Origin of the sequence: Humitalea sp. 24SJ18S-53 (genome assembly GCF_050632385.1) — a bacterium.
In the GTDB taxonomy this organism is placed as follows: domain Bacteria; phylum Pseudomonadota; class Alphaproteobacteria; order Acetobacterales; family Acetobacteraceae; genus Humitalea.
Map to the genome: position 1 here is coordinate 578910 of NZ_CP192599.1, position 12467 is coordinate 591376.

At 69.8% G+C, this 12467-nt stretch carries 12 protein-coding genes; 9 read left to right on the forward strand and 3 right to left on the reverse strand.

Features of this window, described 5'->3' with window-relative positions:
* Positions 1-199: 199 nt before the first annotated feature.
* The gene (locus ACQW02_RS02745; protein ID WP_431283747.1) at positions 200-1234 is read right to left on the reverse strand and encodes a helix-turn-helix transcriptional regulator; all 1035 of its coding nucleotides are present in this window, start codon (positions 1232-1234) and stop codon (positions 200-202) included.
* A gap of 193 nt (positions 1235-1427) precedes the next feature.
* On the opposite strand from ACQW02_RS02745, the gene ACQW02_RS02750 reads away from it, so the two are divergent.
* The 4 genes from ACQW02_RS02750 (at position 1428) to ACQW02_RS02765 (ending at position 4535) form a co-directional block, all read left to right on the forward strand.
* On the forward strand, positions 1428-1895 hold the full coding sequence (locus ACQW02_RS02750) for a tripartite tricarboxylate transporter TctB family protein (protein ID WP_431283748.1): 468 nt from the start codon (positions 1428-1430) through the stop codon (positions 1893-1895).
* The gene (locus ACQW02_RS02755; protein WP_431283749.1) at positions 1896-3392 is read left to right on the forward strand and encodes a tripartite tricarboxylate transporter permease; all 1497 of its coding nucleotides are present in this window, start codon (positions 1896-1898) and stop codon (positions 3390-3392) included.
* A 75-nt stretch (positions 3393-3467) separates the two neighbouring features.
* Entirely contained in the window at positions 3468-4217 is a 750-nt protein-coding gene (locus ACQW02_RS02760; protein WP_431283750.1) for a dienelactone hydrolase family protein, read from the forward strand.
* 12 nt (positions 4218-4229) lie between these two features.
* On the forward strand, positions 4230-4535 hold the full coding sequence (locus ACQW02_RS02765; RefSeq protein ID WP_431283751.1) for a DUF6295 family protein: 306 nt from the start codon (positions 4230-4232) through the stop codon (positions 4533-4535).
* Between the two features lie 7 nt (positions 4536-4542).
* Here the strand turns inward: ACQW02_RS02765 and ACQW02_RS02770 are convergent, their stop codons facing one another.
* Positions 4543-6156 (reverse strand): peroxidase family protein, encoded by a 1614-nt coding sequence (locus ACQW02_RS02770; RefSeq protein WP_431283752.1) that lies wholly within the window; start codon positions 6154-6156, stop codon positions 4543-4545.
* Between the two features lie 149 nt (positions 6157-6305).
* Here ACQW02_RS02770 and ACQW02_RS02775 point away from each other — a divergent pair, with 149 nt between their 5' ends.
* From ACQW02_RS02775 to ACQW02_RS02785, 3 genes are all read left to right on the forward strand, one after another.
* On the forward strand, positions 6306-7298 hold the full coding sequence (locus ACQW02_RS02775) for a tripartite tricarboxylate transporter substrate binding protein (protein WP_431283753.1): 993 nt from the start codon (positions 6306-6308) through the stop codon (positions 7296-7298).
* A gap of 105 nt (positions 7299-7403) precedes the next feature.
* Positions 7404-9128 carry a metallophosphoesterase family protein gene (locus tag ACQW02_RS02780; protein WP_431283754.1) on the forward strand — a complete coding sequence of 575 codons (1725 nt, stop codon included), beginning with the start codon at positions 7404-7406 and terminating at the stop codon, positions 9126-9128.
* A gap of 61 nt (positions 9129-9189) precedes the next feature.
* Positions 9190-10248, forward strand: a complete 1059-nt coding sequence (locus tag ACQW02_RS02785) for a lipid A deacylase LpxR family protein (RefSeq protein ID WP_431283755.1) — start codon at positions 9190-9192, stop codon at positions 10246-10248.
* Here the strand turns inward: ACQW02_RS02785 and ACQW02_RS02790 are convergent.
* Positions 10191-11123, reverse strand: a complete 933-nt coding sequence (locus tag ACQW02_RS02790; RefSeq protein WP_431283756.1) for an AraC family transcriptional regulator — start codon at positions 11121-11123, stop codon at positions 10191-10193. The two genes, ACQW02_RS02785 and ACQW02_RS02790, sit on opposite strands and share 58 nt — an antisense overlap.
* A gap of 150 nt (positions 11124-11273) precedes the next feature.
* On the opposite strand from ACQW02_RS02790, the gene ACQW02_RS02795 reads away from it, so the two are divergent.
* Complete coding sequence (locus ACQW02_RS02795; protein WP_431283757.1) at positions 11274-12002, forward strand: DUF1194 domain-containing protein; 729 nt, start codon at positions 11274-11276, stop codon at positions 12000-12002.
* 68 nt (positions 12003-12070) lie between these two features.
* Positions 12071-12460, forward strand: a complete 390-nt coding sequence (locus ACQW02_RS02800) for a DUF805 domain-containing protein (protein ID WP_431283758.1) — start codon at positions 12071-12073, stop codon at positions 12458-12460.
* Positions 12461-12467 lie beyond the last annotated feature (7 nt).

Here is a 12467-nt window from a genome sequence, read left to right on the forward strand (position 1 = left end):
CCGTGGCCCCTTGGAACCCACGGGTTTGGAAAAATAAAGGGAGGGGCATCAAGGTCACGCTATTGATCAGGCGTGCTCCATGCCCCTCCCTTTATTTTTCCAATACATCGCGCCGGTCCAGGGGCGGCGGCCCCTGGTGGGGAGAGTTTGAGAGGGGCAAAGCCCCTTTCAAAGCGCAACTCCCCAATTCTTACACCCCCTACCTTCCCAGCCCCCGCAGCACGTCCAGTGTGCCGCGCGGTGCGGTGTGGCGCGCGGTCGCTGGCGTGACGGGCGGTGCCCCGCGGCGCAGGGCGGTCGGTGTCACGCCGAATTCCTGTCGGAAGGCGCGGCTGAAGCTGGAGGGGTCGAAGAACCCCAGCCCTTCGGCGATGGCCTGGATGCTGCGCCGGTCTTCGGCCTCGGCCAGGCGGCGATGGGCTTCGCGCAGGCGTTCGGCCTGGATCGTGCGGGCGACCCCGCCGAGCGGTTCGAACAGGCGGTAGAGTGCTGACCGCGACACTCCCGCCATCCGGCACAGCCGTTCCGGTCCCAGCATGCAGGACCCCAGGTTGGCGCGGATCAGCCCCAGGATGCGCGCCCGCATCACCTGGTCGATCTGCGGGCGGGCGGCGTGCAGGGCGTCGGTGCTGGCCTCGGCGGCGGCGGCGACCAGGGCGCGGGTGGCGGCGACGACCGCGGGGGTATCGGCCTCGGTCATGCTGGGCAGGCGCAGCGCCAGGGCTTGCATGTAGTCGCCGACCAGGCCCCACAGGGGCCCAGGCAGCGGCCGGTTGCGCAGGCCATCCAGCACCGGCGCCAGCCCCGGCAGCGTGTCGCGCGCGATGAACAGCCGCGTCCAGCCGGCTTCATCCCGCGTGGTCGCATTGGCGTCGTGCAGCGCGAAGAGGTGCGGCACGCCGGGCCGCATGTCCACGTCGGCATCGCCGATGCGGGCGCGCAGGCTGCCGCCGGTCATCACGTTGATCGACCAATGGTCCATCTGGTCGCGGCGGATATGCGCGGCCGTGCGCCGGTTCACGACGGGCGGGGAGGCCGATGCGATCAGCGCCAGCGGTCCCAGCGACCAGGCGGTGGCCCGCATCGGGAAGTGCCGCGCGGCATCGCCGACCGGCGCCGTATCCAGCCAGCCGCCGCATTCGTCGCGATAGGCCGCGAACTGCCGGGGGCCGGGCAGGTGCTGGGTCGAGAAGGTGGTGGGCACCAGCGGCGATGCCGTGTCGTTCCGCGTCATGGCAATTGCGTGTCCTGCCGGGGCCTGGCCGTGTCGCGCAGGGCGGCACCGTCATGGGGGTTACCGTCTCCCTGTCCGAAGCAGCAAGCGATGCGCCGCCGCCCCTGCCATGCGCGGAACGAGCGATACCCCCTGGCGCCGCCCGCGCCGCCGTCTATCCTTCCGCCCAACGACCCGCAGGGAGGGCGACAACGTGCATCTATCCGACCGGATCACCGGCGGCTTTCTGGTGGCCCTGGGGGCGGCGGCGGCGCTGTTCGGCTCCCGCTTCCCAGCGGTGCCGGGCCAGGATGTCGGCCCCGCCGCCTTTCCCATGGTGATCGGCTTCGGCCTGGTCGGGTGTGGCGCGCTGATCGCCGTCGGCATCGGCCGAGGGTTCGAGGTACCGGAAGAGCCCGAACCCGGCCCCCCGCCGTCCCGCCTGGCTTCCCTGCGCGTGCTGGTGCCGCCGGCCTTGCTGGTGTTCTACGCGCTCGCCTCCGAACCGCTGGGGTTTTTGATCGCCGGGGCGATCGTGGTGCTGCTCGCGGCCTTCTCGCTCGGCGCGCGCCCCGCGCTTGCCGTGCCCCTGGCGATCGCGGGGCCGGTGCTGGTGCACCTGGCGTTTCACAAACTGCTGCGGGTGCCCTTGCCCGAAGGCCTGCTGGCGGCACCCTGGTAGATGGACGCTGTCATCGAGGGGTTCCGGCTGGTCCTCGCGCCGGATGTGTTGATCGCGATCATGGCCTCCGCGATCTATGGGCTGGTCGTCGGTTCGCTGCCTGGCCTGTCGGCCACCATGGCGACGGCGCTGCTGGTGCCCGTCACCTTCTGGCTGTCGCCGATCGCGGCGGTGGCGACGATCATCACCGCCTCCGCCATGGCGATCTTTTCCGGCGATATTCCGGGCGCGTTGCTGCGGATTCCCGGCACGCCGGCCTCGGCCGCCTATACCGACGAAGCCTATGCGCTGACGCGCAAGGGGCAGGCGGAACTGGCGCTGGGGGCGGGGCTGTGGTTCAGCGCGATCGGCGGCATCGTCGGCACCTTGTCGCTGATGCTGCTGGCGCCGGCGCTGGCCGAGATCGCCTTGTCCTTCTCGACCTATGAGTATTTCTGGCTCGCGCTGCTGGGGCTGATGTGCGCGACCTTGGTCGCGCGATCCTCGCCCATCAAGGCCATCGCCTCGATGCTGCTCGGCCTGTTGATCGCCTGCATCGGGATGGAAAATCCCGCCGGCACGCCGCGCTTCACTTTTGGTATCCCGGACCTATTGGGCGGGATCGAACCGATCCCCGCATTGGTCGGCGTGTTCGCGGTGTCCGAAGTCATGCGTGCCATGGCCTCGGCCGAGCCGCCCAAGCTGCCGCCGCGCAAATTCGGCTCGATCCTGGCGAACCAATGGGCGCTGACGAAGAAATACCAGTGGCCGATGTGGCGGGGGAACATCGTCGGCATCATCATCGGTGTGCTGCCGGGGGCAGGGGCGGACATGGCCGCCTGGGTCTCCTACGCCATGTCGAAAAAATTCAGCAAGGAACCCGAGAAATTCGGCACCGGCCACCCCGAGGGCCTGGTCGAGGCGGGTGCATCCAACAACGCATCGCTCGCCAGCGGTTGGGTGCCATCGCTGCTCTTCGGCATTCCCGGCGACACGATCACCGCCATCGCCATCGGCGTGCTCTACATGAAGGGGCTAAACCCCGGCCCGACGCTGTTCACCGAACGCGCGTCCAGCATGTATGCGCTCTACATCATCTTCATCCTGGCCAATATCATCATGATCCCGCTGGGCATCATCATGATCCGGCTGGCGTCGCGCGTGCTGGCGGCGCCACGGTCGGGGGTGATGCCGCTGATCCTGCTGCTCTGCGCGGTCGGCTCCTTCGCGACGGGCAACAACCTGTTTGCCGTGGTGCTGGTCGGGCTGTTCGGCATCCTGGGTTTTGTCATGGAACGCAACGGCTACCCGGTCGCGGCGCTGGTGCTTGGCATCGTGATGGGCAACATGGTCGAACAATCCTTCATCACCAGCCTGATCAAATCCGACGGCGACGTGCTGCCCTTCTTCGAACGCCCGGTGTCGGCGGTGCTTGCGGCGCTGACGATCTCGGCCCTGCTATGGCCGCTGGCGGCCTGGATCTGGACGCGCACCACGGCACGGCGCGCGCCCGCGTGACCCAGGTCGTCACCACGTTGACGGCGTCGCGCTACGGCTGACAGTGACGCCACACGCACCCCAGGAGGACCACCGATGTCATTCTACCGAGGCATGACCTGCGGGACCATCACGCTCAAGGGCGACGGGGGAACCCCGATCACCGCCTATGTCGCCAAGCCGGAGGGGCCGGGGCCCTTTCCGGGCGTGGTGCTGGTCCATCACCTACCCGGCTGGAGCGAGTTCTATATCGAGACGGCGCGCCGTTTCGCGCATCACGGCTACATCGCGATCTGCGCCAACCTCTATGAGCGCGCGGGCGAGGGACACCCCGATGACGTCGCCGCCAAGGTGCGGGCCGAGGGCGGCATTCCCGATGCCCAGATGGTCGGCGACACCGCGGCTGCCGTGGCCTGGATGCGGGCGCAGCCCGAGCATAACGGCAAGGTCGGGCTGTTCGGCTCCTGCTCTGGCGGCCGGCACGCCTACATCTATGCGTGCCAGAAGAAGGATGTGGACGCCTGTGCCGACCTCTGGGGCGGCCGCGTCGTGATGCCGCCGGAGGATCTGAACGCCAAGACGCCCACGGCCCCCATCGACATGACGAAGGACCTGTCCTGCCCCCTGCTGGGCCTCTTCGGCAATGACGACCGCGCGCCCAGCCCGGAGCAGGTGAACCAGCACGAGGCCGAACTCAAGAAGCACGGCAAGACCTACGCATTCCACCGCTACGACGGCGCTGGCCACGGCTTCTTCTACTGGCACCGGCCGCTCTACCGTCCCGAGCAGACGATGGACGGCTGGAGCAAGGTTTTCGGCTTCTTCGGCCAGCACCTTTCGAAGTAGGAGGCCGCAGGCATGTGCACGTCCATCGTCGAAATCGTCGATGCCGAGGGCATGGCAAAGCGCGGGGATGAGTGGTTCCCGCTGACCCAGGCGGTGGTCGCCTACGACCACGCCCGCCATGCGCCGCTGGGCGATGTCATCACGCTCGACTTCATTAACACGGGGCTTGAGCCTGGGGCGCGCGCCGGCGTCGAACTGGCGCTCGAAACCGCCAGGGCGTTGCGCGATGCGCTCGACCGGGCGATCGCCGCCGCCGACATCGAGGAAGCGGAGGTCCGGGGCAAGGGCGCGCCGATGGAGCTTGTCCGGGCCGCCTGACGCCCCGCTACCCCACCGGGCTCAGTTTTGTCTTCTTCGTCGCCGCGTCATCGCCCGGCAGCACGCCCGCCGAGACCGCGACCAAATCGGCGAAGGTGAACTTCACGTCGGCGCCCGGCAGCACCATCCCCGGCAGCGGCTGGCCAAAGCGCCAGCCCGGGTTGCGCCCCAGGATGCTGGTCTTGTCGCCCTGCAACAGCCCGACAAAGACCTCCGCGACGATCAGGCTGCCGAGCGGCCCTAGCCGGTTGCCCTGCTCGACCACCTCCGCCTCCTTCAGGATGTAGTACCAAAGCGGCGTGCGGGTATGCAGCCCATGGGCCTTGGCGACGGCGCCATCGGGGCCGCTCGCGACCTGGTCCGGCGTCAGCACCGCGACGCCCATGAACCTCGCCAGGTCCTGCCCCGCCGGCAGCAGCATCTTGCGGCCGCGGCGCAGGTTCATCACCGCCAGGCTGCTCGCCGCTGTCGGCGAGGTCGGTGAGAACCCCTTGCTCGGCAGCATATGCAGGTCCTTCGCAAGGAAAGGATCGATCCCGCGGCTGAGGTTCAGGACAAACCCATCCGAGGTGTCGGTGGTGCCGAAATCGAGGAAGCGCCGCCAGTCGATGATCCAGTCGCCCGGCAGCGTTGGCTTGTTCGCGGGCGTCGGGCCCGGCACCTGTCCGATCTGGCCGGACTTGGCGGTGAACAGGAACAGCAGGTCGAAACTCGCGGGCGGTGCCGGCGCGTTGTTCGGGCGGAAGATGCGGTTGTGGCTATAGACCGATCGCACCATCGAATGCCCCAGCCGATAGGCGGCGGCGGAAAACTCTACCGGCATGTACGGGCCATAGGCGCCGAATTCCTCGAAGCGGAAGAACCGTCGCTTGTCGACCGCGGCCGCGATGTCGTTGACGTCGCACAGCTTGCTCAGGAAATCGCGCAGCACCATCGCCTGGTAGAGATCGACCGTCGCGCGTCGCGCCGCGTCGAACAGCCCGGAATCGGGCACCGACCCCGCCAGCTTCGCCGCGATCGCGTTGTGGAAGCGCAGCATCGCGACATGCGTCTGCGCCACCAGCAGGTTCTCGTCGTTCCGCTCATCGCCGATCAGCGCCAACCCCTGGTGGTTGCGCGGCAGGTCGTGCGGCAGCCCGACGAAATCTGGCCCCGGCGGCGCCCCGGGCGGGGCGAAGGCCGGGCTGGTCCGGCCCAGCAACAGGCTGGCCCGCCCCGGGCTGTCGCGATCATACAAGGACGGCTGCACCTTGGGTCCCAGCCCGTAGATGCTGTCGAGATCCAGGCTCGGCGTGCGGAAATTCACCAGCGCCGACGGATCGACCGCGATCTCGTCCAGGCTGGTGGTGTCCAGCGTGATGTCATGATCGATGAACTGGCCGAGATAGGTATAGCCCGCGGGAATATTCGCATTGTCGGTCGATGGCTTCGATACCTCCGACATCGCCAGGCCCAGCGCGTCGAGGGCGGCATCCGATGGCAGCAAGGGGTCGGTCATCTCGGGCCACAACCGGCCGAAGCGGCCGGCGATGAAGCCGCTCCCGAGGGGGGGCACGTAGTCATGGCGCGGGCCGTGGCCGTGGCCGCCCTCCACGGGCGACACCGTTTTGGCTTGGGGCATTTGCTGCTCTCCCGTTTCCGCAACGAGCCTACGCCCTGGCCGCCGATCCCGCCCCGTTTCTCACGCGCTTGTGATCCTTCGTCGGCCCTCGCCCGACGCCCGGGCCGCTGCTAACCTTCCGCAAAACAAACAAATGGGGGGACGTCACAATGACCGAATTCTTTCGCCGGGGCCTGCTCGGCGCGGGTGCCACCTTGCTCGCCGCGCCGGCGCTGGTCCGGGACGCGATGGCGCAGCCCCGCTGGCCCGCGCGCCCGGTGCAGATGATCTGCCCCTGGGCGGCCGGCGGCGGCACCGATGCCGTGGTGCGCATCATCGCAAGCCTGCTGGAAAAGGATCTCGGCCAGCCGTTCAACGTGGTGAACCGCACCGGCGGGTCGGGTGTCGTGGGCCATGCGGCCATCGCCTCGGCCAATCCCGATGGCCATACCCTGGGCATGATCACCGCCGAGATCTGCATGCTGCATTGGCAGGGCCTGACGGAACTGACCTATCGCAACTACACGCCGCTCGGCCTGATGAACAACGATCCGCCGGGCATCCAGGTCAATGCCAGCGCGCCTTACCAGAACGTCGGCCAACTGGCCGAGGCGATCAAGGCCAGCCGCCCCGGCCAGTTCAAGGCCAGCGGCACCGGCCAGGGCGGCATCTGGCACCTGGCGCTGGCGGGCTGGCTGCTGGCCTTGGGGCTGCCGGCCGGGCATGTGCGCTGGGTGCCATCCAATGGCGCCGCCCCGGCGATGCAGGACCTGGTCGCCGGCGGATTGGACTTCACCACCAATTCGGTGGTCGAGGCACGGGCGATGCTGGATGCCGGCCGCGCGCGCAGCCTTGCGGTGATGTCGGGCGAAAGGCTCGGCGCCTTCCCCAATATCCCGACCCTGAAGGAAGCGATGGGCATCGATTATTCCAGCGGCGCCTGGCGCGGCATCGCCGCCCCCTTGAACATCCCCGCCGCGGCGCGGACCGCGATGAACGCGGCGCTGGATCGCGTGTTCAAGTCGCAGGACTACATCGACTTCATGAACGCGCGCGGCTTCGGGCTGCTCTATGCCGATTCAGCGGGGTTCGGGCGGCATCTGGAACAGGCCGACACATCGCTCGGCGATGCGATGAAGGCGGCGGGGCTGGCGCGCACCTGACGCCGGCCGAGCCGCCGGTCTGGCCGGCGGCCCCCCCCCCCCTCGGCCTTCCCCCCAACCTGATCTAGAAGCGGCCGGCGGTGCGAGATCGGAGGCCGCTTGTCCATGCACCTGCCCGATCCGCGCGATGGCGACCTGGAGGATGATGCCTCCAGCACCAGCCATCATTCCCTGCTCGGCCACGCCTCCCGCATGCTGCTGGAGATCAGCCTGCCGAAACTCGTGCTGGCGGCGGTGCTGCTGCTGGTGGTCCCCGCCGTGCTGCTCGGCGCCGCGCCGAAGATCGCGCTGTGGTTCTCCCAGGCGGTGTGGAACCAGGTCTCCGACTTCGGCCGCATCCTCTCGGTCCTGGCGTTTTGCGCCATCGCGGGGCTGGTCGCCTGGCGCTGGGGCGCCGGGTTGTTCCTGGTGGTCGAGCGCAATTTCTGGGCGCTGAACGCGGGGCTGGTGCAGCCGCTCTACATGGCGGTGCGCGAACTCGTGCGCCTGGCGATCGAGGCCGCCTGGCGCCGCGGCACCCTGTCCGGCACGCGCCGCGTGGCGGGGCTGGTCGCGGGCGCGCTGATCGCGCTGGCGGCCGCCGCCATCGCCTGGCGCGCCGGCCCGCTGCCGACCGTGCTGGTCGATGACCTGACCCCCGCCGTGCTGGCCCAGGCCCTGCGCGACAGCCTGAACAACGGCATCTGGTTCATCGCCGTCTACCTGATGATCGGCGCCCCCGCCTGGTCCATCGCCGAGGCCCTGGCCGGCACGCCGCAGGATCTTTCCCCCGAACCCGGCACGCCCCATTGGCGTGTCGCGCACCTGTCCGACATCCACATGGTCGGCGACCGCTACGGCTTCCGCCTGGAATGCGGCCGCGACGGGCCGCGCGGCAATGAATCCGTGGACCGCACCCTGGCCGCCATCGAAGCCGAGGACGCCCGCCAGAAAATCGACTGGGTGCTGATCACCGGCGACATCACCGACGCCGGACGCAACGCCGAATTCATCGCCTTTGATGAGGCGATGGCCGCCCATCCGGGCCTGCGCGACCGCGTGCTGGTCATCCCGGGCAATCACGACGTGAACATCGTGGACCGCGCCAACCCCGCCCGGCTGGAACTGCCGATCGGGCCGGGCGGCGCGCTGCGGCGGGGGCGCATGCTCTCGGCCATGGCGCGGCTGCAAGGGGGGCGGGTGCATGTGATGGACCACAAGCGCCGGCGCATCGGCCCCACGCTCGACGGTTTCCTGGCCGCCGAGGGCAGGGGCGCCGCCCTGACCGGTTTCATGAACCAGGGCGGTGTCCGCGCCGGCCTGCGGGCGCGCAACATCTGGAACGACGCCTTCCCGATGGTCGTGCCCCCCGCCACCCCCGATGGGCTGGGCGTGCTGCTGCTGGACAGCAACGCGGAGACGCATTTTTCCTTCACCAACGCGCTCGGCCTGGTCGGTGCCGCGCAACTCCACGCGGCCGAGGCTGCGATGGCGCAATTCCCCGCCGCGCGCTGGCTGATCGCGCTGCACCACCATCTGGTGGAATACCCGCGCCCCGGTGCCTCGCTCGCCGAGCGCATCGGCACGGCGCTGGTGAACGGGCACTGGGTGCTGCAACGGCTGCGCCGCGTGGCGCCGCGCATCGTGGCGCTGCATGGGCACCGCCACGTCGATTGGATGGGTCGTTGCGGCGCGGTGCGCATCCTGTCCGCGCCTTCGCCGGTGATGGGCACGCCGGATGGGGAAGGGCGCTATTTCTGGCTGCACGGGCTGGCGCCGGCGGCCGATGGCGGGCTGGCACTGCTGGCGCCGCGGCGGGTGGCTGTGCCTGGGCCGCATCCGCGCGCATAAGCCCCGGCAACCACCCCCGACGCCACGCGTTGCGACGGAAGACTTACGGAGACATGCGCCCATGCGCCGCCTTGCCTGGGCGCTTGCCCTGCTGCCGCCCCTCGCGGCGGCCCCCGCCCCGAATCCCGCGATGGCCCAGACCAGCCTGCTGCCCAGCCTGCCGGACCTGGTGCCGACCCTGCCGCCCGACCAAGTCCCGGCGCCCGACCCGCGCGGCACGCTGAGTTTCACCGCGGAAAACGACCTGTTCGGCGGCGGATCCGACCGCAACTACACCAACGGCCTGTTGCTGACCTGGAGCTCGCCGAGCGCCAACCTGCCAGGGCCCTTCGCCTGGGCCAACCGCAACCTCGACTGGCTGATGGGGCCTGGCAGCCTGCGCTGGGGCGTCTCGCTCGGCCAGAATATCTACACGCCGGAGGACACGGCGGCGAACGTGCCCGATCCGAACGACCGGCCCTATGCCGGGCATCTGTATGGCGCCTTCACGCTCAGCCGGCAGACGGAACTGACCCAGACGATCCTGGAACTCCAGGCCGGCGTGGTCGGGCCATCGGCCCTGGCCGAGCAGGCACAGAACGGCTGGCACCGCATCTTCAACATCGATCGCGCCAATGGCTGGGACTACCAGTTGAAGGACGAACCGGTGATCGACGTGCTGGCCGAACGCCGCTGGCGCGTGCCGCTGGCCCCCCTGTTCACCATCCCCACCGAAATCATCCCGGAGGCCGCGGGCTCCGTCGGCAATGGCGCGATCTACGGGTCCGTCGGCGCGATGTGGCGCATCGGCACGGCGCTGGAAACCGACTGGGGCCCCGTCCGCATCCGCCCGGCCCTGGCGGGATCGGCCTTCCTGTCCCCGCGCGAGGAATTCGGCTGGTATGCCTTCCTCGGCGCCGAGGGCCGCGTCATCGGCCGCGACATCTTCCTGGACGGCAATACCTGGCAGGACGGGCCGCGCGTCGACAAGCGCCCCTTCGTCGCGGATTTGCAGGTGGGCGCCGCGGTGATCTGGCGCGGCATGCGCCTGGCCTATACCCAGATCGTCCGGTCGGAAGAATTCTACGGCCAGAACGGCATGCAGGTGTTTGGGTCGCTCAGCCTCTCGGCGCGGTTCTGACGCGGGCCGCGGCGCCAGGCGCCGGGCGCGCTGCCGGTCAACTTCTTGAAGGCGCGGCTGAAGGCGGCGTCTGACGTGTAGCCGACCTGTTCGGCCACCTGCGCGACGCTGACGCCGGGTTGTCTGAGCAGGCGCGCCGCCTGTCGCAGCCGCCACTGGCCCAGGTAGTGCATCGGCGGCACATGGACGATGCGGGCGAAGCGCTCGGCCAGGACCGAGCGCGACATCCCGATGTCCCGCGCCAGGCGCGCCAGGGTCCAGGCCTCGGCCGGGCGGGCGTGGATCAGGCGCAGGGCCGCGGCGACATGCCGGTCGCCCGGCGATGACGCCTGCGGCAGGGGTTCCAACGCCCCGCGCAGGGCCTCGACGACCAGCAGTTCACCCAGCCGGGCCAGCACGATCTCGCAGCCCCGCCGCCGCGCCTGGCTTTCCCCAAGCGCCTGGCGCAGCAGTTGTGCCACCCAGCCGGCCCGCCCGCGCGAGAGGAGGATTCGCGGCAGGGCATCGAGCAAGGGATCGACGGCCGCGCAGCCCAGGCTGCCGCAGACGAAGCGGGCGCCAACCCCACCGTCCCCCTGTTGCGCGACGCCACGCCCCGGCCGTAGTCCCGGCGCCGAACACAGCCGGTGCCGAACCCCGCCAACCACCAACAGCAGGTCGCCGGGCCGCAACCGCAGCGCAGGCGCGGGTGGGTCGAATTCGGCCCAGCAGGCCCCTGACAGCAGGGCATGCAGCCCGATGACAGGCCCGGTCCCGGGCGGGAGAACCGCTTGCATCGGCGGGCAGTCCATCACCCAGGGCGGCGTCGCCGTAACCTCGCGGAACATCGCGCCGGCGAGCCGGACCGCGCCCAGGGTCTCCGACAGGATCTCCACGCGATTGCTCCTTGCTGTGCGGCGGCAGGACATCGGGGAAACGCGCGGGAAGGGGATCACGATCCCGGACGCCTGGGCAAGACAAACCGACGCCCGGTCATGTTCGCGCCGCCCTCCCGCCGCGCAATCTGCCAATGGAGGGAGGCGGCCATGCATCGGCGCGCTTTTGTCGCCGCGGCCTTGCCGGGCGGCGCCTGGGCCCGCGGCGTTGCGCGACACCACCCGGTGGATGTGGCGCTGGTCCTTGCCGCCGATGTCTCCAGTTCCATGGATGATGACGAGGTCTTGCTGCAACGCGACGGCTGCCGCGCCGCCCTGACCGGCGCCGAGGTGCTGGGCCGCGTCGCCGCTGGCACCCACGGGGCCATCGCCGTCGCCTGGATCGACTGGTCGGGGCTGGAGTTCCAGCAGGTCGTGCTGCCCTGGGCGCGCATCGACGGCCCCTCCAGCGCCGCCACCTGGGCCGATGCCCTGGCCCGGGCGCCGCTGCCGCCGCCAGGCCGGCGCCGGGGCACCTCGATTTCCGGCGGGATCGACAGCGCCCTGCGGCTGCTGGCCGCATTGCCCTGGCCCGCGACGCGTCGGGTCATCGACATCTCCGGCGATGGCGTGAACAACAGCGGCCGCCCGGTCGAGGCGCTTCGCGACCAGGCGCTGGACCTGGGCGTCACCATCAACGGCCTGGTGATCGAGGGCACCGATCCCCGGCTGGGCGGCGTCGCACCCCCCGGGCGGCTTGCGGATTATTTCCGCGACACGGTCATTGGCGGGCAAGGAGCCTTTGTCCTGGAGACCCACGGCTTTGGCGATTTCGCCACGGCGATGCGGCGCAAGCTGGTGCGCGAGATCGCCGGACACCCGCCGATGGCGGCGGTGTGATACCCCATGCGGATGGCGCAACGACCACGCGCGTGCTGATGTGCCGGCACACAACCGGGACAGGCACCATGACCATCAGCCAATGGTTCAGCTTCCAGGGCCGGCTTCGCCGCCGGCATTTCTGGCTGCTCTACGTGCTGCCACTGATCGTGGCGCATGCGGCCGCGACCGCATTGGATGCAACCTTGGGCTTCATCACGCTGAAGGATATCGCGCCCGAGGATGGCTACGGCGTCGCGGCCTATGGCATGGGGCCGTTCATGATCGTGGTCGGGCTGGTGAACCTCTGGGCCGGGCTGGCGGCGCAGGTGAAGCGCTGGCACGACCGCGACAAATCCGGCTGGTGGGTGCTGATCGCGCTGGTGCCGTTGATCGGGCAGATCTGGGCGCTGGTCGTGGTCGGGTTCCTGGCCGGCACGCCGGGGCCGAACCGGTTCGGCCCGGACCCGAGGGTCTAGCCTTCAC

Bases quoted from the DNA above. Each gene is read 5' to 3' on its own strand.
- ACQW02_RS02780 (WP_431283754.1), top strand. From the start codon at position 7,404: ATGCACCTGCCCGATCCGCGCGATGGCGACCTGGAGGATGATGCCTCC.
- ACQW02_RS02795 (WP_431283757.1), top strand. From the start codon at position 11,274: ATGCATCGGCGCGCTTTTGTCGCCGCGGCCTTGCCGGGCGGCGCCTGG.
- ACQW02_RS02745 (WP_431283747.1), bottom strand. From the start codon at position 1,234: ATGACGCGGAACGACACGGCATCGCCGCTGGTGCCCACCACCTTCTCG.
- ACQW02_RS02775 (WP_431283753.1), top strand. From the start codon at position 6,306: ATGACCGAATTCTTTCGCCGGGGCCTGCTCGGCGCGGGTGCCACCTTG.
- ACQW02_RS02755 (WP_431283749.1), top strand. From the start codon at position 1,896: ATGGACGCTGTCATCGAGGGGTTCCGGCTGGTCCTCGCGCCGGATGTG.
- ACQW02_RS02785 (WP_431283755.1), top strand. From the start codon at position 9,190: ATGCGCCGCCTTGCCTGGGCGCTTGCCCTGCTGCCGCCCCTCGCGGCG.
- ACQW02_RS02800 (WP_431283758.1), top strand. From the start codon at position 12,071: ATGACCATCAGCCAATGGTTCAGCTTCCAGGGCCGGCTTCGCCGCCGG.
- ACQW02_RS02770 (WP_431283752.1), bottom strand. From the start codon at position 6,156: ATGCCCCAAGCCAAAACGGTGTCGCCCGTGGAGGGCGGCCACGGCCAC.
- ACQW02_RS02765 (WP_431283751.1), top strand. From the start codon at position 4,230: ATGTGCACGTCCATCGTCGAAATCGTCGATGCCGAGGGCATGGCAAAG.
- ACQW02_RS02760 (WP_431283750.1), top strand. From the start codon at position 3,468: ATGTCATTCTACCGAGGCATGACCTGCGGGACCATCACGCTCAAGGGC.